At 57.1% G+C, this 25,095-nt stretch carries 22 protein-coding genes; 14 read left to right on the forward strand and 8 right to left on the reverse strand.

Going from position 1 to position 25,095, the window contains the following annotated elements:
• The first annotated feature begins 15 nt into the window (after positions 1-15).
• The 3 genes from ACQKEN_RS10785 to ACQKEN_RS10795 all read left to right on the forward strand — a co-directional run bounded on the left by ACQKEN_RS10785 (position 16) and on the right by ACQKEN_RS10795 (position 4,040).
• Positions 16-1,191: a saccharopine dehydrogenase family protein gene (locus ACQKEN_RS10785; protein WP_427685444.1), complete on the forward strand. Its 1,176-nt coding sequence runs from the start codon at positions 16-18 to the stop codon at positions 1,189-1,191.
• A 96-nt stretch (positions 1,192-1,287) separates the two neighbouring features.
• Positions 1,288-2,286 (forward strand): NAD(P)H-quinone oxidoreductase, encoded by a 999-nt coding sequence (locus tag ACQKEN_RS10790; protein ID WP_427685445.1) that lies wholly within the window; start codon positions 1,288-1,290, stop codon positions 2,284-2,286.
• A gap of 323 nt (positions 2,287-2,609) precedes the next feature.
• A complete protein-coding gene (locus ACQKEN_RS10795; RefSeq protein WP_427685446.1) occupies positions 2,610-4,040 on the forward strand; it encodes a DUF2971 domain-containing protein in 1,431 nt (476 codons plus the stop codon).
• Positions 4,041-4,296: 256 nt separating this feature from the next.
• Here ACQKEN_RS10795 and ACQKEN_RS10800 read toward each other — a convergent pair whose 3' ends face one another.
• From ACQKEN_RS10800 to ACQKEN_RS10810, 3 genes are all read right to left on the reverse strand, one after another.
• Positions 4,297-4,878, reverse strand: a complete 582-nt coding sequence (locus ACQKEN_RS10800; protein WP_065883890.1) for an NADPH-dependent FMN reductase — start codon at positions 4,876-4,878, stop codon at positions 4,297-4,299.
• A gap of 122 nt (positions 4,879-5,000) precedes the next feature.
• Positions 5,001-5,744 (reverse strand): SDR family NAD(P)-dependent oxidoreductase, encoded by a 744-nt coding sequence (locus ACQKEN_RS10805; protein WP_056861412.1) that lies wholly within the window; start codon positions 5,742-5,744, stop codon positions 5,001-5,003.
• 2 nt (positions 5,745-5,746) lie between these two features.
• Complete coding sequence (locus ACQKEN_RS10810) at positions 5,747-6,604, reverse strand: SDR family NAD(P)-dependent oxidoreductase (protein WP_056861411.1); 858 nt, start codon at positions 6,602-6,604, stop codon at positions 5,747-5,749.
• Positions 6,605-6,753: 149 nt separating this feature from the next.
• Between ACQKEN_RS10810 and ACQKEN_RS10815 the strand changes: the two genes are divergently transcribed.
• The 7 genes from ACQKEN_RS10815 to ACQKEN_RS10845 all read left to right on the forward strand — a co-directional run bounded on the left by ACQKEN_RS10815 (position 6,754) and on the right by ACQKEN_RS10845 (position 13,232).
• Positions 6,754-7,713 (forward strand): LysR substrate-binding domain-containing protein, encoded by a 960-nt coding sequence (locus ACQKEN_RS10815; RefSeq protein ID WP_427685447.1) that lies wholly within the window; start codon positions 6,754-6,756, stop codon positions 7,711-7,713.
• Positions 7,714-8,020: 307 nt separating this feature from the next.
• Positions 8,021-9,613, forward strand: coding sequence for a GMC family oxidoreductase (locus ACQKEN_RS10820; protein WP_427685448.1), 1,593 nt, complete (start codon positions 8,021-8,023; stop codon positions 9,611-9,613).
• 324 nt (positions 9,614-9,937) lie between these two features.
• Positions 9,938-10,684, forward strand: a complete 747-nt coding sequence (locus ACQKEN_RS10825) for an AAA family ATPase (RefSeq protein ID WP_427685449.1) — start codon at positions 9,938-9,940, stop codon at positions 10,682-10,684.
• A 279-nt stretch (positions 10,685-10,963) separates the two neighbouring features.
• The gene (locus ACQKEN_RS10830; RefSeq protein WP_427685450.1) at positions 10,964-11,332 is read left to right on the forward strand and encodes a hypothetical protein; all 369 of its coding nucleotides are present in this window, start codon (positions 10,964-10,966) and stop codon (positions 11,330-11,332) included.
• 196 nt (positions 11,333-11,528) lie between these two features.
• Positions 11,529-12,095, forward strand: coding sequence for a DUF6630 family protein (locus tag ACQKEN_RS10835; RefSeq protein ID WP_427685451.1), 567 nt, complete (start codon positions 11,529-11,531; stop codon positions 12,093-12,095).
• A gap of 170 nt (positions 12,096-12,265) precedes the next feature.
• Positions 12,266-12,784: a hypothetical protein gene (locus tag ACQKEN_RS10840; protein WP_427685452.1), complete on the forward strand. Its 519-nt coding sequence runs from the start codon at positions 12,266-12,268 to the stop codon at positions 12,782-12,784.
• Between the two features lie 7 nt (positions 12,785-12,791).
• Complete coding sequence (locus ACQKEN_RS10845; RefSeq protein WP_346630636.1) at positions 12,792-13,232, forward strand: DUF421 domain-containing protein; 441 nt, start codon at positions 12,792-12,794, stop codon at positions 13,230-13,232.
• Positions 13,233-13,261: 29 nt separating this feature from the next.
• On the opposite strand, the gene ACQKEN_RS10850 is transcribed toward ACQKEN_RS10845, so the two are convergent.
• Positions 13,262-13,684, reverse strand: coding sequence for a response regulator (locus ACQKEN_RS10850; RefSeq protein ID WP_427685453.1), 423 nt, complete (start codon positions 13,682-13,684; stop codon positions 13,262-13,264).
• A 199-nt stretch (positions 13,685-13,883) separates the two neighbouring features.
• On the opposite strand from ACQKEN_RS10850, the gene ACQKEN_RS10855 reads away from it, so the two are divergent.
• From ACQKEN_RS10855 to ACQKEN_RS10870, 4 genes are all read left to right on the forward strand, one after another.
• Complete coding sequence (locus tag ACQKEN_RS10855) at positions 13,884-15,695, forward strand: ABC transporter ATP-binding protein (RefSeq protein ID WP_427685454.1); 1,812 nt, start codon at positions 13,884-13,886, stop codon at positions 15,693-15,695.
• A 208-nt stretch (positions 15,696-15,903) separates the two neighbouring features.
• A complete protein-coding gene (locus tag ACQKEN_RS10860) occupies positions 15,904-17,031 on the forward strand; it encodes an acyltransferase family protein (RefSeq protein ID WP_427685455.1) in 1,128 nt (375 codons plus the stop codon).
• Between the two features lie 232 nt (positions 17,032-17,263).
• A complete protein-coding gene (gene katB, locus ACQKEN_RS10865) occupies positions 17,264-18,739 on the forward strand; it encodes a catalase KatB (RefSeq protein WP_427685470.1) in 1,476 nt (491 codons plus the stop codon).
• Positions 18,740-18,792: 53 nt separating this feature from the next.
• Positions 18,793-19,347, forward strand: a complete 555-nt coding sequence (locus ACQKEN_RS10870; protein WP_427685456.1) for an ankyrin repeat domain-containing protein — start codon at positions 18,793-18,795, stop codon at positions 19,345-19,347.
• Positions 19,348-19,380: 33 nt separating this feature from the next.
• Here the strand turns inward: ACQKEN_RS10870 and ACQKEN_RS10875 are convergent, their stop codons facing one another.
• The 4 genes from ACQKEN_RS10875 to ACQKEN_RS10890 all read right to left on the reverse strand — a co-directional run bounded on the left by ACQKEN_RS10875 (position 19,381) and on the right by ACQKEN_RS10890 (position 24,687).
• Positions 19,381-19,785 carry an META domain-containing protein gene (locus ACQKEN_RS10875; protein WP_427685457.1) on the reverse strand — a complete coding sequence of 135 codons (405 nt, stop codon included), beginning with the start codon at positions 19,783-19,785 and terminating at the stop codon, positions 19,381-19,383.
• Entirely contained in the window at positions 19,782-20,219 is a 438-nt protein-coding gene (locus ACQKEN_RS10880; RefSeq protein WP_065992852.1) for a hypothetical protein, read from the reverse strand. Before ACQKEN_RS10880 ends, ACQKEN_RS10875 begins: the two co-directional genes overlap by 4 nt.
• Before the next feature lie 85 nt (positions 20,220-20,304).
• Entirely contained in the window at positions 20,305-21,291 is a 987-nt protein-coding gene (locus ACQKEN_RS10885; protein ID WP_427685458.1) for a 2-hydroxyacid dehydrogenase, read from the reverse strand.
• A 642-nt stretch (positions 21,292-21,933) separates the two neighbouring features.
• Entirely contained in the window at positions 21,934-24,687 is a 2,754-nt protein-coding gene (locus tag ACQKEN_RS10890; protein ID WP_427685459.1) for a response regulator, read from the reverse strand.
• Positions 24,688-25,095: the final 408 nt, after the last annotated feature.

Consider the following 25,095-nt stretch of genomic DNA (forward strand, 5'->3'; position numbering starts at 1 on the left):
GGAATCATCTTTTCCATGAGTAAACAAACATTCGATGTGATCATTTTCGGCGCGACGGGTTACACCGGTCGGCTGGTCGCTGAATACCTCTTCGCTCAATACGGCGTCGATGGCCCTGTTAAGTGGGCCATTGCCGGTCGCAGCTTGAGCAAGTTGGAAGCCATTCGGGACAGTTGGGCAAACGCCGCAGCGCTGCCGCTGATCGTGGCCGATGCCCAGGACCGGGCCTCCGTGCGCGACATGGTTGCCGCGACCCGGGTCGTGATTACCACCGCAGGACCGTTTTCGGTCTATGGCTCCGACCTGGTAGCAGCCTGCGCCGAGTTGGGGACGGACTACGTGGACCTCTCGGGGGAGATCCCCTGGATTGCCCGGATGATCGGCAGCCATCAGGCCCAAGCCCAGGCATCGGGCGCGCGCTTGGTGTTCTCCTGTGGTTTCGATTCGGTGCCGTTCGACCTCGGCGTATGGTTCACCCAGCAGCAGGTCATGAAGAAGTTCGCTCGCTACGCGCCTCGGATCAGGGGCCGTGTGCGCAACATGCAAGGCGTGCTGTCCGGTGGCACGTTCTTGAGTGTCGACGCAGTGGTTGCAGCGGCGGCGCAGGATCCTGCGCTTGGCGCACTGGTGGCCGATCCGTTTGCCTACACACCGGGATTCAAAGGTGTCGAGCAGCCTGATGATCAGACCCCCTACCGGGATGAACTGGCCCAGACCTGGGTCGGGCCTTTCATCATGTCGGGCATCAATTCCAAGGCGGTGCATCGCACCAACTTGCTGGAAGGGCACCTGTGGGGCACGTCGTTTCAGTACGACGAAATGCTGATGCTCGATGCACAACCGAGCGAAGACGATGAGCCTGGCCTGGCGGGCTTCTCCTTTAATGAGGGCGGTCATCCGCAACCGGGGCAAGGGCCGACACAGAAGGAGCTTGAGGCAGGCTTTTATGATGTGCTGTTCATCGCTGAACTGGCGGACGGTCAGGTGCTCAAGGCATCCGTGAGTTGCGATGAGGATCCGGGCTACCTGTCGACATCCAAGATGTTGGCCGAGTCAGCGATGGCGTTGGCGTTCGATGTGACACGTGAGGAGACCCCGGGCGGTTGCTGGACGCCCGCGGCGGCGTTGAATGAGGCGTTGCTCAAGCGCCTGACTGAAAAAGCCGGACTGAGGTTTACCGTCGAGGGTTGATTCGATGGGCCGCTAATAAGGCTGAATGTCTTCGACGTTCAGCTTTCAGAGTCTTTAGCTCTCTCAACAATTAGCCTAGTCAACAAAAGGTGTCCCATGAATGTGCCAAACCGTATGAACTACATCGAGATCACCGAACCCGGTGGCCCCGAGGTATTAAAGATAATGCAGGCCGATGTGCCAACGCCGGGTGATCACGAGTTGCTGATCCGGGTTCACGCCGCCGGCATCAACCGTCCCGATGTCATACAGCGTTCGGGCAAATACCCGATGAAACCGGGCATGACCCCTGTGCCCGGGCTGGAAGTGGCCGGTGAGGTGGTTGGGGTTGGCGCAAAGGTGGTCGATTTCAAGGTGGGCGACAAGGTATGTGCCCTGACCAATGGCGGTGGTTACGCCGAATACTGCGTTGTGGCGGCCACCCAATCATTACCGGTCCCTGACGGCGTCGACATGATTCAGGCCGCGGCCATTCCGGAAACATTCTTTACCGTGTGGGCCAACCTTTTCGAGCTGGGCCGTGCCCAAAAGGGCTGCACCGTATTGATCCATGGTGGCACCAGCGGCATCGGCACGACCGCGCTGATGCTGTGCAAGGCCCTGGGGATCAAGGCTTTCGCAACGGCTGGCAGCCAGGAAAAGTGCGACCGGATCCGCGCACTGGGTGGCGAAGCGATCAATTACCGCGAGGTGGACTTCGCTCAGGAGATCGCCCGGCAAACCCACGAGAAAGGCGTGGACGTGATTCTCGACATCATGGGCGGGAGCTATTTCGAGAACAACGTGGCGTCACTTGCACGACGCGGTCGACTGGTCATTATCGGCTTTCTGGGCGGCAGCTCCGTCAAGGACTTCAATCTGCTGGCGCTGATGGAGAAGCAAGGCTCGGTGACAGGGTCGATGATGCGTTCGCGCAGCGCGGAGGAAAAAGCCGAGATTGCTCGCGCCGTTCTCGCCAATGTCTGGCCGTTGCTCAGTCAAGGCGAATGCCTGCCGATCATTGACCGTGTTTTCCCTCTCGCCGACGCAGCACAAGCGCACCAGCGAATGGAACAGGGCGATCATGTCGGCAAAATCGTGCTGAAGGTGTTGTGAGTTGAAACGCCCGGCGCGTGTCGTTGACTGTTGCCGGGCGTTGTTCATTTTTTGTTTGAGGTGCCCCTCTTTATGTTGGTGGCGAGCGGCCGCTTGTGTCCGGTTTTAGCCACTCGCTGAGCGGCCGCTACGGGTCGAAAGCAGCCGGTCGTGGCTGACCGCTTTCGACCCATAGCTGCCTCTCGCGAAAGGCAGCAATCGGCCAGAAGCGGGCCTTAACTGACGTAGCCTTGGTGGTGTGACTTGCAGTGCCGGGTCAGATCGAAGCGTAGATGCCTGGCATTGTGACAAATGGACGCTCAAACAGACCTGGAGTGACAGTAGTGCTCAATCATCTTTATAGGTTTCGCCCTGTCAGTAGCCTGCTTGGCGGTAACAGAGAAAGCGAGCTGGAGGGGTGCTATATCTATTTCTCGCCACCGGAAAAGCTCAACGACCCACTGGAAGGACACCGAGAGGTCATATGGAAAGGGGATTCGGTCGTATGGGAGAATTTCTTCCAGCATTTCATGGATTGCTTACTCATTCGAAATACTCAGTACTTTACTGGTGAGTTTGAAGTTTTAGATTTTCCGATATATCCAAATTATGAAGTTCAAGCAGTGCCACCTGAAAATTACAAAGAGATTGCCGATCTTGTATCAAGATTTTTTGACTACCCAAATGTAAAGAGACATATCGCAGTTTTGGCATTTAAGGAGCGAGAAGTGAATCAAAATGAGCTAATGCTGCACCTGCGGTCGATTCAGTCCTTTGCAATGCATATTATTTCTGAAGTATTAGTGTCCTACAATCTTGTTGAAAAAGGCTACGGTATAAATGGCGCATCGCATGAAGAGCTGCTGACAGTTTCAACCAATCTTTTAAACTATTTCGAAGGCCTAGGTGATGAGCTGTTAGAAGCTGAATTCGATAGTTCTGCATTGGCATTTTTAAGAAGTGATGATCTGGTAAAAGGTTATGCTAGGTCGAAAATAGGCGAGTCAAAAAATTGGACAAGGCTTTGCATAGATTTTCCGGAAGAGTTTTTGGCCTCAAGGATCAGACTCACAACTTCTGAATGGTTTGTAAGCTGTTTCATGGAGAATTGTGAGAACTCGGCAATCTGGGGTACGTATGGCAATAACCATCAGGGTGTTTGTCTTAAATTTAAAGTGAACAATGATGAAGGGCAGCCTGGAATCTCGCTCATGAAGCCCGGATTAAAGCAGGGCATAAAGTGGTGGACTCAAACCAAATTTCACTTCAGTAAAGTCTCCTATACAGAAAAAAGCCCTGATCTTGATTTCTTTTGCAGCCTAGCTGGATATGGCGCTCAAGAAGTTATAGATAAATGGTATACCGACAAAAGCGGAAATGTAAGTTCGCGAAAAATAGATGTTTTCGAGAATAAAGTGCAATGGCATGCTAATTATCACAGAGACAATTTTAAAAGCCTTACGGTAAAAACAAGGCACTGGTCGAATGAGCAAGAGTACAGGCTAATTTTAAAATCTCAGTTTAACTCCTATATTAACGAAGAAGATAGAAAGCTTCGTTATACCTTTGATGATCTGGACGGTATTATATTCGGGATAAAAACCGCTGATTCAGACAAGTATAAGCTTATCGAAATGATAGAGAGGATGTGTCAGACAAGAAACCGTGAAGAATTCACATTTTACCAGTCTTTCTATGATTCTTCCGCTGATGCCATTCTTTATCGGCCAGTTGCTCACGTTGGCAAACACGGTGTTAGAACGCATAGGGACTGAGCACCGGTCCAGGCTGACCCCGGTTTGATGAGAAACGGCGATTGCTCAGAGCGATCTCATCGAGGCTGGAACAAGATCTAAAAACCTCTCGTCTTTCGATCTTCCATTCCCTTTCCAATCGCCACCCCAACGAACGTTGACCCCTACTTTCAGGACGGGCCGGAGTCGGCCATTAGCGGATACTAAGGCCGTACGTGAAACCTGAGACGACTCATACAACGCCTTAGATCAGCCAAAGCAGAGAGTTTCTAGCACCCTAGATTAAACCCGTTGACTTGGCGGTATTGATTTCGACCCATGCAGCAAAGGCGTCAATGAATTTTTTCAAGAACTGAGTAGTTCCGTCGTCATTCAAATTTCCGCCTGGCCCCAGTAGCCTTGTCGCCCCACCGATATACGCTTCCGGCTGCTGCAAAAGTGGCATGTCCAGAAATACCATAGACTGACGTAAATGATGGTTAGCACCGAAGCCGCCGCTGGCACCGGGCGATACGCTTACGATAGCTGCGGGTTTGCCTGCCCACACAGACTCGCCGTAAGGGCGAGAACCAATATCAATGGCGTTCTTCAATACACCAGGAACTGACCTGTTGTATTCGGGAGTGAAAAACAGTACTCCATCTTTCGACGCCATATTTTGGCGAAAACGAGTCCAGGCTTCAGGGGCACTCTTACCGTTTTCTTCCAAGTCTTGGTTAAACAGATTCAGTTCATTGATCTCGACTATTTCTAATAAAAGGCTCGGTGGCGCAAGCGCGATTACTTCTTGAGCAAATAGGCGGTTCAACGACTCTTTGCGCAGGCTGCCGACAATGACGGCAATCTTTTTAGGCGACATGATGGGACCTTGATTTAAGTGGCTTTAAAGGGGGTAATCAATTTGAAAAGAACAAAAAAACGGACGTCGAACGGTGGCCGAACGATGAGGACTGCCCCACCGCCTGGTCATGTGGGTCTGCCCTATACTTTGGCGGCGCCGTTGACAACCAGGTGATGACCGGAAATCCAAGCTGCATCGTCACTTGCCAGGAAAAGCACGGCGCCTTCGACATCGGCGACAGAGCCCAAGCGCGCAAATGGCGACAACTGTGCCAATGCCTGATAGTCATTTTCCTGAAGGTTTGCGATGACACCGGCGTCACGTAGCGGCCCCGGTACCACACCGTTCACCGTGACGTTACGCTTGCCCATTTCCTGCGCGAGACATTCAACGTAAAGCCGGCCGGCGGCTTTGCTTCCGGCATACGCGGTGAAGCCTGCGTTCGGTACGATCGTCGTAGTGGACGAAATCACGATGATGCGTCCACCATCGGTAACATGGCGCGCACTTTCGCGAAGCGTATAGAAGGTGCCAAACACATTGGTTTTGGTGACAGCCTCGAACATCGCGTTATCGATTTCCGTGATCGGTGTGTCGATAAGCTCCCGCCCGGCATTGGCCACGACAATATCGATGCGCCCAAATCGAGCCAGCACTGCTGCGAATATGGCTTTGACAGCGTCCGGGTCGCTGATGTCTCCCCCGATGGCCATTGCTTGAGCGCCCTCAGCAACGAGAGCCTCGACGTTTCGGTCGGCTGCGGCAGCGTCAGTGTTGTACGTCAACGCAACGGAAGCCCCCTCTCTGGCAAAACGACGTGCCAGGGATAATCCGAGCCCGCGCGATGCGCCGGTAATCAGTACAACTTTGTTGGTCATTCGCATGATCAGATTCCGTTGATGCTGCGTTCTGTAGAGGTTGCGTTGCCCTGCCACTGGACAAGTTCCTGCTCGACTTTGGCCATTTTTGCACGCATTCCGCCCATCGCATCGGCACCCAAGGCCGCGTGTACGGGTGGATGATCCGCCTCCATCAGGTTGATAATCGCCAAAGCCCCTTTTCCTGGAACATTCGGCTGCTTACCTTGCAGACCACCTATAGCTACACGGAACTTACCGACGGGTGTGCCTTCATAGTCATCGATTTTTTGCTCGACGTAAGCCAGTGAGCGACCCGCAAATTGGGTCTCGAATACACCGATGGTCAACACAGTCGTGGCGATGTTAAAGGGTGCAAGTTCACCTGCCAGTGCTTCCCCCAGGATGTCAGTAGCGCCCTTAGCGGCCGAGTACACGCCCATGCCCGGGTAGCCAATGAAGCCACCGATTGCGGAGAATTGAATGATGTGCCCGCTGCGCTGCTTGCGCATCGCAGGGGTTACAGCGCGAATGATGTTCAGGCCGCCAAAGAAATTCAGATCGAATACACGCCGCGCTTCTCGATCCGTCATTTCTTCAACTGCACCCACTGTGCCAGCACCCGCACAGTTGGCGACAATGTCGATACGTCCAAAGTGATCCAGCACCTGGGCCACACCCGTTTTGACCGCCACATCGTCTGTCACGTCTACCAAAACGCCCATGCCCTGCGCAGCATGTTTACCGTTATAGAAATCCACTTCTTCTTGCTTGCGAAAGGTGGCTGCGACTAGCGCACCTTTTTCCAGCAGTTGATGCACTAACTCGCGCCCCAATCCCGATGAGGCACCAGTAACGAGGACGACTTTGCCATTTATTGATTTCATTCTCTGCTCCGGGGTTTGGCTATTCACCGGATGTTAGGTATTGGGCCTCCCCCCAACAAGCCGGTTTGGCCAGATTCAACTTCCCGCTCATTGGACGCTCCTTCCCAGCGAAACATTGCCAAATAACCACATAGTTCTAGACGGTACCCTTGGAACTCTTCAAGATTAAAAATTGCGTTCCTATGATTGGGCCATACGTGAATCGGCTGGACCTGAACGATCTGTTTATTTTTGTCAATGTGGTCGATCGCGGTGGGTTTACTGCCGCAGTCGCAAGTACCGGTATGCCCAAGTCAACGCTTAGCCACCGCATGCAACAATTGGAGGGCGAATTAGGTGTGCGTTTGCTCAGCCGAACGTCGCGTCGCTTCGGTATGACCGAGGCAGGAGAAGAGTTTTACCAGCACGCGCTGGCCGCGCTGCGAGAAGCGGAGATGGCAGAAATGTCAGTGCGTCAGCGGTTGTTGGAGCCCGTCGGGACCATCCGGTGTACCGCTGGAGTCGCGACCATGAATTTCGCCATGGCGGGCATGATCGCTGACTTCCTTCGTGTCTATCCCAAGATCAATATGGTCGCTCATGCAGCCGATCGAACCATCGATATTGTTGGCGAAAATTACGACGTCGCCATCCGGGCGCATGAGGCTCCATTGCCGGACTCCGATCTTGTCCAGCGCATGCTCGGGGTCGCTCCCTGGTTTCTGTTCGCCGGATCAAGCTATCTGGCCGAACATGGCGCACCGGCCACGCCAGCGGAGCTAAGCAGCCACGCCTCGATTTTCTTTGCGCGAGCTAATGCCCCCATGAACTGGCGGTTGCGCCATGTCACTTTATCGATCGAAGAAATTGCTGTGCCCATCATGCCGCGGCTGCAAAGCGAGGACATGCTCAGCCTGCAACATGCAGCTATCAGCGGGCTTGGGATTGTGGCCCTGCCGAGTTACATCGCGCGGGCGGCCGTTGCGCGTGGTGAGCTTCATCGAGTTCTGCCCGAATGGATAGCTGGCGATGCCAGGATCACTGCACTGGTACCTTCCCGCAAAGGATTACTGCCGTCAGTACGTGTTTTCTTGGATCACTTGGCTTCGGAGTTTCCCAAGATCCTCTAGCTGTAAAGCCATCCTTAATACGCTGGGCAAATCGTTGCAGCGGCTTCTCCGTGAATACAGCACATTTTTTTACCGAATACAGCAACTACGGCGGCAATACCGAGCGGTTAGGCGCCGAAGATAGGGGGAGTTCTCGACGTCCATTCCACCGGACACAGATTCCAGAAACCCCGTCTTGCTGGGTCAGGTACGCGTTCCTACCATGGTTTCTTGCCTCTCATCCTCGACGGCACTAACGATACCTGATCTGGAATCTATGACTTTGACAATCACACGACGCGGCGCGATAGCTTTGGGAGCACAGGCAGTGCTGGTTGCAATGACGGCAGGCGCTGCTACGTTTGCCTCTAGTGCAACGCGCAGCTCCAGTAAAACTAAAGAGACCCCTCGGACTGGCAAGCAGTTTGACGTGGTGATCGTCGGTGGTGGATCTGCCGGTGCCGTCCTTGCAGCACGTCTCAGTGCCGACCCGCTGCGCAGTGTGCTGCTGCTCGACGCAGGTCCCGACTTTGCGCCCGACCGGTATCCAGCAGTGCTGACGAACGCCGACCTAGTTGCCGCCTCTCCCGAATACGACTGGCATTACCATAGTGACGACTCAGCTCGGATAGGTCACGACATAGCCATCCCACGCGGCCGAGTGATCGGTGGTAGCTCCGCGGTCAATGCTGCTGTGGCGATGCGTGCGCGTCCTGCCGACTTTGCGCGCTGGGCCGGACGCGGAATCGAAGGTTGGGCGTGGCCGGAAGTGCTGTCCGCCTACCGAGCGATGGAAAACACGCCAACTGGCGAAGATGCATGGCATGGCCGTACCGGCCCATTTCCAGTGCGTCAGCGCACTGCTGCGCAGAATACTATCTCAATGCGTGCTTTCGTGGCGGCTGCCGAGTCAGTTGGACTGCCGCTCGTGGATGACTTCAACGGCGCGCGCCAGCACGGCGTAGGTCCCTACCCGTTGAATGTCATCAACGGCACCCGAATCAATACCGGCATGGCTTACCTGAGTGCAGACGTGCGGGCTCGCGCCAACCTCACTATCCGCGGCCACGCTGAAGCCGACCGCGTCCTGATAGAACGAGAACGCGCCATAGGTGTATTGCTAGTAGACGGCGAGATAGTTCCAGCCGGCGAAGTAATCTTGTCGGCCGGTGCCATAGGCAGCCCCGCTATCCTGCTACGCTCCGGTATCGGCCCACAAGGCCATCTTCGCGAGATGGGAATCGCCACCGTCGCTGATCTACCGGTAGGTGAACGGTTGCAAGAACATCCGTTTTTCTTCAACGTCTACGCGCTGAAGACCTCCGCAATTGCTATGACCCCAGCCGGCGGCGCCATCGCCTGGACTCGTTCGCAACACGCCGCACCGGACGATCTGGACTTACATATCTCCGGTACACACCTGATCGACCCAAAGGCAAGCCCTACCGGCGGTGCGATAGTGCTGGCATGCGCCGTCACATTACCTAAATCCAACGGTAGCGTACGCTTGACCAGCCGTGACCCCCGAGTTGCGCCGAACATTCGGTACAACTTTTTTGAACAGGAAAATGACTTGGATCGCATGGTCGAAGCTGTAGAACTGTCTCGCAAGATTGGCCGCAGTGTACCGTTTGCTGACTTGGTTGACCATGAAATGACACCGGGTAGCAGCGTACTTGAAGGCAAGGCTTTGCGACAAAACATCGTAAACAATGTCGCCGGCTATCAGCACCCCACGTCGAGCGTGCCGATGGGCGCGGACGGTGACAAGGCCGCCGTAGTCAACAATTGGGGCGCGGTGCGAGGTATCGCGGCACTGCGTGTTGTGGATGCCTCTATCATCCCGGATATCCCATCGGTGGCGACAAATCTTACTACTATCATGCTAGCCGAACGCATTGGTGCCCACCTGACTCGATAATTTCCCCGAACGCAGCGTAAAACTGGAGCATCAATGATTGGATCGCTAAAGCCGAACTCTGCAATAAGAACCATAATCTGAAATTGAATAAAATATACGGAGACCGTTGAGCAAACGCCGTCAATAGACGATAAATTGCAAATTAGAAGTTTGGCCGAAACAGCGCCGCAACTGCGGCGCGAGCCAAGAATGGTTTATTTTTATGTCGGACATATCTAGTGCTTATAAAAAAGAGCCAAACTACAGAAAGACTATTTATAATTACCCTAAGTATCACACATATAGCTATAACCATTAAATAAGATAAATAAAGCCAGGAAGTTAATGCCTTACATTAAGAGAATTGAAATCTTAGAGAACTATAGAGAAGAGAATAATTTCCCCTTCTATTTGCCTTCAATTCAATCAATTAGCAAAATCGAGCTTCATGCCGTGATAAATTTTTTCGTTGGAGAAAACGGTAGCGGTAAGTCAACCCTCTTAGAGGCTATTGCAGTTTCATGTGGCTTTAATCATGAGGGAGGCAGTAAGAATTTCAAGTTTTCTTCCAGCGATGAAAAATCCCTACTGTCCAAGGCATTGCGCTTGTCACGCACAGCAAAGCGACCTCGAGATGGCTATTTTTATCGCGCAGAAAGTTTTTATAATGTAATTACAGAGATGAATAAGTTGGATTGCGGACCTGGCGGGCCAGCTATTAAGGACTCATACGGGGGAAACGATCTTCATACGAGGTCTCATGGGGAGGCTTTTATGGATCTGATTTTACATCGATTCGGAGGAAACGGATTGTATTTACTAGACGAGCCTGAATCTGCGCTATCTCCCCAACGCCAATTATCTCTGCTGGTACGTATAGCGGAACTCGCAAAACAAAATTCGCAGTTCATAATTGCAACTCACTCACCAATTTTAATTGCTTACCCGGGCGCCAGAATTTGGGAGTTTACCAATAGTGGATTGGTAGAGAAGGAATATTCAGAAACTGAAAACTACCTAATTATGAAAAGTTACTTTGCTAACCCTGAAAGCTTTATGAGCAAACTATTTGATGAAAAGCATGATTTTTAGTTAGTTCAGGCACTGAAGAACATCGATGGCTAGAGCGTTTATCAAGATCGCTGGCGCAAAAAAATGAATTGTTGCCGATCGCGGCTTAATAAGTACGACGGCATTATTGCCTTGTTTAGCGTAGATCGAGATGCCGCCGATTTTGAGGAGAATGGCCACTTCTTGCCGAAAGCGGTAGCCTGGTACGGCAGGTGTCGGCTAGAAGCGCACTCGACAGTTAGCCGCTGATGTCTCTACGCTGATCGATCTGGTGAAAGCACACCACTAAAAGGAGCAGTCATGTTGGTAGTTGCCGTTGATCGAGATAGCGTTCATGCGGGAGATGATCTGGAAAGTCATGCAATATCGATCACATTCGATCAATCAGCAACACTGCGCACCTTGATCGAAGTGATACAAGATATGGACTACCTACCTCGTATCAGTGGAGGCAAGGCCACTTGGGTTGTTTATTCATCTGGCAAACCATTAGGTGTTTTAGCCCAGCAATGGCCAGAACCTAAATTGGTCGTGCGCCCCGAGAGCATCGTGGATCAATATTTCGGAAATATCGAGCCTCGCCTACTTTTCAGATATTGGTGTCAGGCAGGTCCAGATGAGGTCTTTTCGGATGCCCAGGCCGGAAATGAACTGCCATCACGATTTTAGGATGGGCAGGAGGCATTGCTTTAAATCAATGCGAGATTACTGCTGTGGGTCGAGAGCCGCCTCCCGTGAGCGACTGCTTTTGGCCGATTGCTGCCACACGTAGACTGGTAGATTCACCCTGACCCTATTCGCCGTTATCGAAGCGCTGGGGTAAGCTTCGCGCCAGAGGCTTCCCCAGCAAGGAGAATAAACGGCGATGGGCTTGTTCAGTCGATTGTTCGGCGATCGCTTCACACAACCCCCACCCGATGAACCACGGTTGAGCGATGCCGCGATTATGCGTGAGCTTTATCCATTCGGTGCGCAACTGAAAACGTTCACCCAAGCCCTGCTGGCTCGGCTGCCTGACAAGGAAAGTGCACGTCTCGTTAGAAGGGTGTCGCGCTATTACAACCTAGGTGAAGACCCGGCCACCGCGTTGGTCAGTGGTCTGTTGGACGCTGAGAAAGGCCAGGTACTCAATAGTCTGGTTCTCATGGCCGTGGACGTGCATGGCTTCGATGATTTCCAGTACCTGGCACCGAAACTGGTTGAAGCCAGCGGTATTGACCAAGTTTATGCCTACAAGCTGGAAGAGACGCCATCACTGACGCAAGTGCTGATCGATTTCGATCAATGGCTGACCGGGTTCGGGAAGCGCTTTCTGCATGTGGATACAGGCGGCGCCGATTATGTGGGTTGCATCATTGAGCAAGATTGCGTCGAAAACGTGATCGCGCTGGCCAAGCAGGCTGGCATCGACGCGCGGCTCGGTCCCTTTTGAGACACGTTGGCTGAACGCTATCGACCCAAAGCGGACCCTAGCCAGAGCGAATCGCTGATTTCACATATCAGTTCACCGTCTCAAACGCCCCCCCGGAATCAGCAGCACACGCCTACCCCACCAGAACTTCACACAGACCAAAGCGGTCACATCGCTAGTCCAGACGAGTGATGCGTATGAGCCTCTTAGAGCAGGAAATGCAGGACCGTGAACATCCCGTTGCCGAGGACATGGCACTGCAGCGCAAAGTCTGGAAGTTCCAGAGGGTTGGCTGGTATGTGCTGACGGGGGTTGTCATCCTGACATTGCTCGGCTTGTTTTCCAGAGGCCCGCTCAGCACGCTCGAAACGGTGAGTGAGCAGGGTGACCTGACGGTGCAGTACGAGCGTTTCCACCGAGCGGGCGGGACCAATCCAATGATCGTTCAGGCCACGGGACAGCCGGGCAAAGAGGTCACGCTGTCGATTGGCAAGCCTATGCTGGATGGCTTCAGCATCGAGTCTATCCAGCCGCAGCCGGTCAGCTCCATGGGCAGTCCTGAAGGTTTGAGGCTTACTTTCCCCACCGACAAGAGCGGTCACGTCACGCTCTTCATTTCATGGCGCAGCGACGGCATCGGGCTGTTTAAAAGTCAGATCAGTGTCGTTGGCGGCGGCCACATTCCCCTCACTCAGTTCATCTACCCATAGGTGCTCAATGGATGCCGTACTACGCGCGGGTGCGATTTATCTGGCACTGATGGTGCTCTTCAAGATTTCTGGCCGACGATCATTGGGCGAGCTGACGTCGTTTGATTTCGTGCTGCTGATGGTCATTGGCGAAGCCACCCAGCAAGCGCTGCTGGGCGATGACTTCTCCGTGACCAATGCGATTCTGGTCATTGTGACGTTGATGGTGATCGACATCGGGCTTTCCCTCGTCAAGCGACGCTCCAAACGCTTGGCCAAGCTGATCGATGGGGGGCCGACGATCATCGTTGAAAACGGCGCGTTCCTGCGGCATCGGATGCACGAGGCCCGCATCCAGGAAGACGACATCCTGGAGGCCGCAAGGATAGAGCAGGGCTTTGAACGGGTGGAGCAGATCAAGTACGCGATCCTGGAGCGAAACGGCAAGATCTCGATTATTCCTGCCTGAGCATCTCCCCGCCATGGGATGGGGCAGGATCACTCTCGGTTTATTGCCAAAGCCAAGGCGCGCCGGCAAATGGTGCCTATATCCTGGGAGTGCCAGGGTTTAGGGATGAACAGGGGCGCATAACCAGACTCCAGGATTTGTTGCCCCCGTCCTCCGGAAGACAGGATCACAGGGATGCGCGGCCAATGAGCTTGCACGCGATTTGCCAGACCAATACCGCTCAGCCCGCCCGGCATATGGATGTCGGACAGCAGTAGATCGGCTCCTCCTGAGGTCTCGCACAACCAATCCCAAGCGTCGTCGCCTGTTTCTGCTGTTACAACCTCGAAGCCTTCAGTTTCTAAAATTTCATGAATCAAACTGCGGATGAGCCAGTCATCTTCCACGACTAATACGGTTGATAACACTGTCATGTGCCCATGCTGGTTGGTCGTGAAGTTGGACTGGGTCACTGTCTGCGGGTTCCTTCTTCAGATACAGACGTGGCTCAGGACTCTTGCCACGGTATACCGATCTGCTTGAGGGGCGTGTTGCGCTATGCAAAGCCGGAATCACCCCTGATTATCCAGACAGCTATTAACAAGACCGGCGAAGCGTGCCGAACTAGCCGGTACAATCCCCGTCACCGCCAACCCGGAGCCTGCGCCTTTAATGTCGTTGTTCAATCGCTTGACTGCATTTTCAACCCAGGGCGGCAGGGCGGTCGGCCTTGTCTGGGCGACTTCTCGCCCCTTGTTCGGCGGCTTGATCGTGGCGACGCTGATCGCCGGCATTTTGCCTGCGCTGGCCGCCTGGATCGGCCAGCGGATCGTTGATGCGGTGGTTCAGGCGATGCAGATCCACGCCAATGGCAGCCAGGCGCCGGTATGGCCTGTCCTGCGTTACGTGTTGGCCGAGGCGGGCGTATTGGCGTTGCTGGCGGCGGCGCAACGGGCGCTTTCAATGCAACAGGCGTTGCTGCGGGTGCAGTTGGGGCAGAAGGTCAACCTGATGATCCTGGAAAAGGCCCAGACCCTTTCGCTGCTGCAGTTCGAAGACTCGGCCTTTTACGACAAGTTGGTGCGCGTGCGCCGCGACGCCTCGACCCGGCCACTGGGCCTCGTTACAAAGGGCTTGGGGCTTACGCAAAACCTGATCTCGCTGGTCAGCTTCGCGGTGCTGCTGGTGCATTTTTCCCCTTGGGCGCTGCTGATCCTGGTGCTCGGCGCGCTGCCGGTGTTCTTCGCCGAGACGCATTTTTCCGGCAATGCCTTCCGCCTGTTTCAGCGTCGCGCCCCGGAAACCCGCCAGCAAAATTACCTGGAAGCCTTGCTGTCCCATGAGTCGCACACCAAGGAAGTGAAGCTGTTCGGCATGGCGCCGTTGTTGCTGCAACGCTATCGCGACAATTTCACGCGCCTGTACGCCGAAGACCGCCGGCTCACCGTGCGACGCGACACCTGGGGCTTCGCCCTCGGGCTATTGGGCACTGCCGCGTTCTACGTGGCCTACGCCTGGGTGGTCATGGACACCGTGCGCGGCCAGACCACACTGGGGCAGATGACGATGTACCTGGTGCTGTTCAAGCAAGGCCAGGTTGCCATCACGGCCAGCCTCAGCGCGATTGCCGGTTTGTACGAGGACGGCCTGTACCTGTCTGACCTCTACGAATACCTCGGGGTGCCGGTGACACCTGTACGCGGCACGCTGAAGGCCGGTGCACGCCCGGGCGACGGCCTGCGCTGCGAGGGCCTGGGGTTCCGCTATCCGGGCGCCGCGCACTCCACGCTCAGCGACATCAGCCTGCACCTGACGCCTGGTATGAGCCTGGCCCTGGTGGGCGAAAACGGCTCGGGTAAAACCACATTGATCAAACTGCTGACCCGGCTCTATACGCCTGACGAAGGCCGGATCCTGCTGGACGGCAGCGATTTGCAGGACTGGGACGAACAAGCCCTGCATCAGCGCATCGGGGTGATCTTTCAGGACTACATCCGCTACCAGATGACGGTCGGCGAAAACCTTGGGGTGGGTGACGTCGACGCGTTCGATGACCAGGACCGCTGGCGCGATGCGGCCACTCAAGGGATCGCCGCCGACTTCATCGAACGCTTGAGCAACGGCTATCACACGCAGTTGGGGCGCTGGTTCGCCGGTGGGCAGGAACTGTCCGGTGGGCAATGGCAAAAGCTGGCGCTGTCGCGGGCCTACATGCGCCGAGAGGCCGATCTGCTGATTCTGGATGAACCGACGGCCGCCCTCGACGCTGCGGCCGAGGCTGCCGTATTCGAGCACTTCCGCGAGTACGCCAAGGGGCGCATGACGTTGCTGATTTCTCACCGATTCTCCAGCGTGCGCAACGCTGATCATATCATCGTGCTGGATCAGGGCCGGATTCTGGAACAAGGCACCCACGTGCAACTGATGGCGGGCGGCGGGCGCTATGCCAGCCTCTTCGATATCCAGGCGCGTGGGTATCGGTAATGGCCCCGACTACGCTCTGACGAGGCAAGACTGAGGCGGGAAGGGGTCTTCAACAACCCCTCACATCGACCCCACTAAAAGTCGTCGACCACCACCCCTTGCACAAACCCATCCCTGCACTATGGTTCTGCCTGAGGTAGTAACGCGACCGAACCCCGACGGGTTGCTTTAGGCGCTTTCGAGCGATGGCAACTTATCGGGGGTTTACATGCGAGACGTGACACGATTTCACGCGCTGGACAGCTTGCGCGGGATCTGCGCACTAGCGGTGGTGCTTTACCACACCCATCTCGTTGGCAGCATCACGGAGTGGGCCTTTTTCGCCAACGCCGATTTGCTCGTCGAGTTTTTCTTCGTTCTCAGCGGCTTCGTCATGGCGCACGCCTACGGCAGCAAGCGCCAGCTGGACTTCAGTCACTTCCTGGTTTCACGCACCTTTCGCCTGTTACCCCTGCATGCGTTCATGCTCGCGGTATTCATTGGCCTGGAAGTGCTCAAGTACGCCGCCTACAAAAAAGGTTTTTCCTTCAATCAGACGCCCTTTACCGGCATCTACGCGCCGTCGCAGATTCTTCCCAATCTCCTGCTCCTGCAAAGCTGGACGCACCTGACGGAAAACCTGTCATTCAACACCGCGTCCTGGAGCATCAGCATCGAGTACTGGACCTACATGGTCTTCGCCGCAACCGTGTTCATGGCGTCTACGCGGCGATACCTGCTGTGGGCGGTCATTGCCTTCGGCGGATTTGCGCTCCTTTACCGCCAGATCGATGTATTGACCGTCTACGCGCAGAAAGGCCTGGGCTGTTTCTTCGCCGGGGCACTGGCCTACGCTTTTTTCACCCGCCTGAGACGCTGGACAGCGCCGGGCTTTGCGTTGCTCAGCGTGCTGGAGGCCTTGGCGGCAATCGCCACCTGGTGGGTGCTGACCTCGGAGTTGCCGCAAAAGGTATTGGCAGCCAGCGCGGTGTTCTGCGTGACCATCGTGCTGTTTGCCTTTGATGGCGGGGCGCTGTCTCGTGTGCTCAAGCACGAATTCTTCGCGCGGCTGGGGCGGTTGTCCTACTCGATCTACCTGACTCATCTGGCCGTGCTGTTCTTCGTGATTTCGGCCTTTATGGTGGTGCAGAAGAAAACCGGCTTTGAAGCCGCGCCGATGCTGGGTGATATCCGCTACCTGGACACCGGGCATGTCTGGCTGAATAACCTGACGGTGCTGCTGATTCTGACGGTGGTCGTGACGATTTCCAGCGCGACCTATCACTATGTCGAGCTCAGAGGGCAGGCGGTGGGCAAGCAGTTGTTGCGCCGCAGAACGGTCATTCCCGTGGGCTAAGGCAGTCAGTCCTGTTGCAGTCAGAACTGCAATGAATACCGTGCTGACCGAATCGAACCAGCCCGTCAGCACGTCAATATTTTTTAATTTATCAAGGACATAGTCAGAACCAATTCAGGAATGCAGGGCTCTAGCCGTAGGCTTTCACTCTCAGAACAACCAAAAACAGAGAGAGAGCGAGATGTACTTACCCCGATCCCCTATCGCAGCCAGCCTGATTGGCGCGAGCCTGATGGTCAGTTCTGCAGCCTACGCAGACACCCTGACCCGCGACAACGGCGCCGCCGTCGGCGATAACCAGAACTCCCAGACCGCCGGCCCAAACGGCCCGGTCCTCCTGCAAGATGTGCAATTGCTGCAAAAGCTCCAGCGCTTTGACCGTGAACGCATTCCGGAGCGTGTCGTGCATGCGCGCGGTACGGGCGTGCATGGTGAATTCGTTGCTTCCGACGACGCCTCTGACCTGAGCAAGGCCACGGTCTTCCGAAAGGGCGAGCACACCCCGGTGTTCGTGCGGTTTTCAGCCGTCGTCCACGGCAACCACTCCCCTGAAACCCTGCGTGACCCGCGCGGCTTTGCCACCAAGTTCTACACGGCCGACGGCAATTGGGATCTGGTCGGTAATAACTTCCCGACCTTCTTCATCCGCGACGCGATCAAGTTCCCGGACATGGTCCACGCCTTCAAGCCTGACCCGCGCACCAACCTGGATGACGATTCCCGACGTTTCGACTTCTTCTCCCACGTCCCGGAAGCCACGCGCACGTTGACCTTGCTGTACTCCAACGAAGGCACACCGGCCAGCTATCGCACCATGGACGGCAACGGCGTACACGCCTACAAACTGGTGAACGCCAAGGGCGAAGTCAACTATGTGAAGTTTCACTGGAAAAGCCTGCAGGGCCTGAAAAACCTCGATCCCAAGCAGGTCGCTGAAGTGCAGTCCAAGGACTACAGCCACCTGACCCACGATCTGGTTGGCGCCATCAACAAGGGCGACTTTCCGAAGTGGGACCTGTACGTCCAAGTGGTCAAGCCTGAGGACCTAGCGAAGTTCGATTTCGACCCGCTGGATGCCACCAAAATCTGGCCAAACATTCCCGAGCGCAAGATCGGCCAGATGGTCTTGAACAAGAATGTGGATAACTACTTCCAGGAAACCGAGCAGGTCGCCATGGCGCCTGCCAACGTGGTGCCGGGTATCGAGCCTTCGGAAGACCGCCTGCTGCAAGGCCGGGTCTTTTCCTACGCTGATACCCAGCTCTATCGCGTCGGCCCCAACGTGTTGAGCCTTCCGATCAACGCGCCACGGGTCAAGGTCAACAACGGCAACCAGGACGGCCCGCTCAATACCGGTCATACCACCACCGGCGTGAACTACGAGCCAAGCCGACTGAATCCGCGTCCAGCGGCGGAAGAGGCGCGCTACAGCCAACTGCCCCTGTCCGGCAGTACGCAGCAAGCCAAGATCCAGAAAGAGCAAAACTTCAAGCAAGCGGGCGACTTGTACCGTTCCTACAGCGAGAAGGACCGCAAGGACCTGATTCAGAGTTTTGGTGAATCCCTGGCGACCACCGATACCGAAAGCAAGAACATCATGCTGTCGTTCCTCTACAAGGCAGATCCGGAATACGGCACCGGCGTGACCAAGGTTGCCAATGGCGATCTGGCCAAGGTCAGGCAACTGGCCGCTGCACTGCAGGACTGACCGACCACCTCGGCCCGTTTGCACGGCGGGCCGGGGTTTCTGGAGGACATCACATGCGCAGAACCTTGTATGCGTTGCTGCTGTGTATGACGGCGAGCGTGGCCCAGGCCGCCCCGTCAGACACCGGCAGCACCGCCGATACCCAGGCGCAACTTAAAGAGCTGTTTTTCCAGGCCGCCCGAGACGGCCGCCAGGACATGCTCAACGAATTCATCAATGCAAAGTTCGATCTGAACGTGCAGGACGAAAGAGGCTATACCGCACTGATTCTCGCCTCGTACCACGGCCAACAACCTGCGGTCACCCAGCTGCTGAACGCTGGCGCCGATCCCTGCGCCAAAGATCTGCGAGGCAATACGGCATTGATGGGGGCGATCTTCAAAGGCGAACTCAGCATCGCCCGGCAACTGGTCGACGCTGACTGCGCGCCCGATCAACGCAATAACGCCGGTCAGACGGCGGCCATGTACGCGGCGCTGTTCCATCGCAAGGATGTTCTTGACGCACTGGCCGCCAAAGGCGCGGATCTCAATGCCACGGACTCCATGGGCAACAAGGTGCAAAACCTGGAGCGCGGCGAGTTTCAGCCATTGCCGGCGAGCAGGTGACTGAGGCAAACGCATCCATCAGCCCGGATGCGATCAGTCCTCTTCCAGCCAGAACCGCAACGGTTTGCCCTGAGCAGGCCAGAGCCGCAATTGCTCGATGGGCGACACATCCCAGCGCTGCACTTTGCCCATCGCTTCAAGAAACCGGTGTTCCTGCTCCATCAGCGCTGGCGCGCACAGTTTGCGGGTGCTGCCGACCGGGCCGAAGGTGATGGTATCGCCCTGCAACTGGTATGACGCGAACCAGTGATTGCAGCCGGCGTTGCCGTAGGCGCGGCCGTCGTTGCCCAGGGTCATGGTCAGGTGGCTGTTGTCGATCAACGGCCGTTCACCGATCCATTCCAGCACGTAGCCGTGATCCTGCTTGAGGGCAGAGGTCTCGGTGGCGCATCCCGCCAGCAATGTGGCCGCTAGCAGAGTCAGCAGAAGCGGTTTCATGCGGCTTTCTTCGCGCAGGCAGGGCAGAGGTGGTTTTCGCCGACGACCTTCCAGCCCAGCTCCTCAATGCGCGCGGTGGCGGCAGGCTTGAGGGCTTTTTTGCCGTCCTTGCCGTCGACCATGAACTCGATGTCGCGTTCTTTCCCGCAGTCGTTGCAGTTGACTTTCCACTGATGGATCGCCAGTTCGGTGAACGCCGGGCCGTTGGCAACGGCGACCCACTGACCGGTCGGGTTGATCAGGTGGCGGACTTTTTCCACGTTCAGGCGCATGAACAGCTCTTTGCTGCCTTTGACGGTGACCAGCAGCACATCGTCGGGCTTGATCGAGCCGCCGTTGCCGGTGACCTGGTAGCGACCGACGGCCAGGCTGCGGCATTCGATCAGGGTGTGTTGCGGGGTGAGCATGCTGTAACGGAAATCGTGTTCGGCCATGGGGGTCTCCAGATAGGCGCGCATGCTAACACTTTAGAGGATGAATTCTCGCGGCCGACAACCCTGCGACCGGCAGCACGCGCGCTCACTGCACCAGATTCTGCGGGCTGCCCGCTGCCCAAGAGGTGATGTTATCCAGCGTCGTCTGGGCGATGGCGCCGAGGGCTTCTTTGGTCAGAAACGCCTGATGGGCGGTGATCACCACATTGGGGAATGTCAGCAGGCGCGCCAGCACATCGTCCTGTAGCGGCAGGTCCGAACGGTCTTCGAAAAACAGCTGCGCTTCCTCTTCGTAAACGTCCAGCCCGAGGTAGCCTAACTGGCCGCTCTTGAGTGCGTCGATCAGCGCCGGCGTGTTCACCAGCGCGCCTCGCCCGGTATTGATCAGCATCGCGCCGTGCTGCATGCGCGACAGTGAATCCGGGTTGATCAGGTGCCGGGTGTGATCATTGAGCGGGCAATGCAGGCTGATGATCTGCGCTTCGGCGAGCAGTTCGTCGAGGGGCAGATAGCGTGCGCCCAGGGCTTCGACCAGCGGGTTCGGGTACGGGTCGTAGGCCAGCAGTTTGCAGCCGAAGCCCGCCATGATTCTCGCGAACGTCGCCCCGATCTGCCCGGTGCCGACCACGCCGACGGTCTTGCCCACCAGATCGAAACCGGTCAGGCCGTGCAGGCTGAAATCGCCGTCGCGGGTGCGGTTGTAGGCGCGGTGCAAATGGCGGTTCAGCGAGAGGATCAACGCCACCGCGTGTTCGGCGACGGCATGGGGCGAGTAGGTCGGAACCCGCACGACGGCCAGGCCCAGGCGCTTGGCGACGGCGAGGTCGACGTGATTGAAACCGGCCGAGCGCAGCGCGATGAGCTGGGTGCCGCCTGCGGCCAGTTGCTCCAGCACCGGGGCACTCAGGTCATCGTTGATGAAGGCGCAGACCACTTCGTATTGATCGGCCAGGGCGACGGTGTCCAGCGTCAATCGCGCCGGCTGGAAATGCAGTTCGATGTCCGGCGCGATCATCGCACCAAGAAAGCTCTCGCGGTCGTAGGTCTGGCTGCTATAGATAAGCGTGCGCATGGTTGCTCCTTTATAGATGGGCCTGGAATGTGGCGTCGAACATGCGTGTTGGGCCTGACGCCAATCCACCGTAGGAGCCGGCTTGCTGGCGAACGGGATCGGTCAGCGCCATCAATTTAGCCTGACCCACCGCGTTCGCCAGCAAGCCGGCTCCTACGGATGTTGTGTGCGCTGACCATTGCGAACATTGCCAAGAACCCCTTGTGTGCGCCGAGATTGCGAACATTCCCGAGAACCCCTTGTGTATGCCGACGATTGCGTGCAGTGCCAAGATCCCCTGTAGGAGTGAGCTTGCTCGCGAATGCGGTGTGTCAGTCGACCTCTTCATTTCAGACCCACCGCGTTCGCCAGCAAGCCGGCTTCTACGGATTTTGTGTGCGCCGACCATCGCGAACATTCCCGAGAACCCCTTGTGTGCGCCGACGATTGCGAACATTCCCGAGAACCCCTTGTGTGCACCGACGATTGCATGCATTGCCAAGATCCCCTGTAGGAGCGCGCTTGCCCGCGAAGGCGGTGTGTCAGTGACGTCTTCATTTCAGACCCACCGCGTTCGCCAGCAAGCCGGTTCCCACAGGCCACGCGGCAAACCGGGGAACCCCGCAGCCTATCCCTCACAGAACAAAAAACCAGTGACCCAGATCAAGCCGTCACACGGGCCTCGGTTTCCAGGCGACTGATGGCCTTCTCCAATTCGTCCAGGGCCTTGTCGCTGTCCGCCGATTCCTGTTTCAGCAGGGTTTCACTGCGCTGGCACGCCGCGCGCAATTGCGGGACGCCGCAGTAACGGGTGGCGCCATGGAGGCGGTGGACGCGTTCGATCAGCGCGACGTTGTCCTTGGCCTCGCGGGCGTTGAGGATGGCTTCGCGGTCAGTGGCGAGTGAGGCCAGCAGCATCGCCAGCATGTCCGCCGCCAGATCGGCTTTGCCCGCTGCCAGCCGCAGCCCTTCCTCGTGATCGAGCACCTGCAGGTTGATGCCGCCCTGGGCGATTTCGACATGCCGTTCCGGCGCCTGATTGCGCAGCGCCAGCCCGGTCCACTTCAGCACCACCTGCGCCAGTTGGCGTTCGCTGATCGGCTTGGTCAGGTAATCGTCCATGCCGCTCTGCAACAGCGCGCGTTTCTCGTTGGCCATGGCGTGGGCGGTGAGGGCGACGATCGGCAGCGACGTGGCCTGACGCTCGCTCTCCCAACTGCGAATTTCTTCGGTGGCCTGACGCCCGTCCATGCCTGGCATCTGCACGTCCATCAGCACCAGATCGAAGGGTTCATCCTGCACCGCTTGCACCGCCGCATAACCACTGTCGACGGCCTTGACCTTGGCGCCCATGTCTTCGAGCAAGGTCTGCACCAGCAACAGGTTCGCCGGGTTGTCGTCCACGCACAGAATGCGCGGCGGCCGGCTCGACAGCGGTTCCGGCACCTCGTTGCGCAACTGCTTGGGCTGAATCAGCTCCGACAGCGCGCGGCGCAATTTGCGCGTACACGCAGGCTTGGCCTGCAACTGGTTGTAGGCGTCGGGCACGGAGAACTGATACAGCGCCTGTTCGGTGGTGGGGCACAGCACCAGCACTTTGCAGTTGAGGTTTTCCAGGTCCCAGATCTGCTGGCGCAGACGCTCGGGCGGCAGTTCGTGGGCGGTGACGCCGAGCACGGCCATGTCGATGGCGTGGGGCGTCTGGTGCACCACTGTCACGCCATTGATAAGGTTTTCCAGATTGTTGAAGACCATCGGCTGCAGGCCGCAGTCTTCCAGTTGATGCTCAAGGGCCTGCCGCGACAGATCGTGATGCTCCAGTACCGCCACGCGCCGGCCCAGCAGCGGCGGGGCGGGCAGGTCTTCGAGGTCGTCGCGGGTTTTAGGCAACGTCAGGCTGATCCAGAATTCCGAACCTTCGCCGGGCGTGCTCTCGACGCCGATCTCGCCGCCCATCTGCTCGACCAGCCGCTTGGAAATCACCAGCCCCAGCCCGGTGCCGCCGGAATGCCGCGACAGTGAATTGTCCGCCTGGCTGAACGCCTGAAACAGCGCGCGCACGTCCTGACTGGACAGGCCGATACCCGTGTCCTGCACGCTGATGCGCAACTGCACGGTGGTGTCGTGTTCCTCCTCCAGCATCGCCCGCGCCACGATGGTGCCCTCGCGGGTGAACTTGATCGCGTTGCTGACCAGGTTGGTCAGGATCTGCCGCAGCCGCAGCGGATCGCCCACCAGCGACAGCGGCGTGTCGCGATAGACCAAGCTCACCAGCTCCAGTTGTTTGGCGTGGGCGGCGGGGGCGAGGATGGTCAGGGTGTCCTGCAACAAGTCGCGCAAATTGAACGGAATAGCGTCGAGGACCAGCTTGCCGGCCTCGATCTTCGAGAAATCCAGAATCTCGTTGATGATGCTGAGCAGGTTGTCGGCGGATTTCTCGATGGTGCCCAGGTAATCGTACTGACGCGGCGTCAGCTCGCTTTTCTGCAACAAATGGGTGAAACCGAGGATGCCGTTGAGCGGCGTGCGGATCTCATGGCTCATGTTCGCCAGAAACTCGGACTTGATCCGGCTGGCTTCCAGGGCTTCCTTGCGCGCCAGGTCCAGCTCGATGTTCTGGATCTCGATGGTTTCCAGGTTCTGGCGCACGTCTTCGGTGGCCTGCTCGATGCTGTGCTGCAATTCTTCCTGGGCGTTCTGCAACGTCGCCGCCATGCGGTTGATGCCCGACCCCAGTTCATCCAGCTCGTAACTGCCCATGGGCGGCAGTCGCGCCTCCAGATTGCCGTCCTTGAGTTGGGCGACGACGTGTTTGATCTGGGTGATCGGGCCGTTGATGGTGCGGCTCATGCGCAGCGACAGCATGGCGGTCAGACCGAGGCCAAGGACAATCAGGATGAGGCTGGCGAACAGGCTGCGATAACCGCGCAGCAGGGTGCCATTGTGGGACAGCTCCAGCTCGACCCAACCGAGCAGGCGGTCGGCTTCGGCGGGAACCACGTCGCCGGTCAGGTGGCGACTGCGCCCGAACACCGGCATCAGGTAGCGCGTCGCGTCGTTTTCCGAGCGCTGCAGCATATGGGTGCTGTTGCCGACGGGGGCCTGGTTGATCATGCTCGGTCCGGCGTGGGCCAGCATCGCGCGGTCGGCGTCAAGGAACGACACCGCACGCACGTCGGCCTGTTCCAGCACTTGGCCGGCGATGCGTTCGAGCATCGGCTGGTCTCCACTGGCCAGCGCGCCGGCGGACAGCGGCGCCAGCTCGTTGGCAATCATCTCGCCACGCTTGAGCAGCTGGGTCTGCAACTCGCTGAGCTGCATCCACGTGAAATAACCCCCCAGCAATGCCGCCATCAGGCAGGCCGGGAGCAGGGTCAGCAGCATGACGCGGCCTTTGATGCCCACTTTTCTCAGCACACTTCTTCTCCAACAACCCGGCACGAATTCAGGCAATTGCTGCGCCAATCCAGCGTCTGACGCGCAATCATTGCGCAGTGTAGTCATTTGCGCTTCGGTCGGGTGGGCCGGATGCCTGCGCACGGCTGTCCGATGGCTGCGCAGTGCTGTCGGATGGCTGCTGATCCGTCGTCGAATCTGGATGCCATGGGTGTCTTGGAGCGCGTAGGAGCCGGCTTGCTGGCGAACCCACTGGGCCAGTCGACATCTTCTTTTCAGATCCAACGCATTCGCCAGCAAGCCGGCTCCTACGGATTTTGTGTGCGCCGTAAATTGCCTGCGTTGCCGATATCCAGTGTAGGAGCGCGCTTGCCCGCGAAGGCATTCTGCCTGTGACGAATCGATTGCCTGACCCACCGCCTTCGCGGG

The organism is Pseudomonas sp. NPDC078416 (assembly GCF_050268485.1).
Classification (GTDB): domain Bacteria; phylum Pseudomonadota; class Gammaproteobacteria; order Pseudomonadales; family Pseudomonadaceae; genus Aquipseudomonas.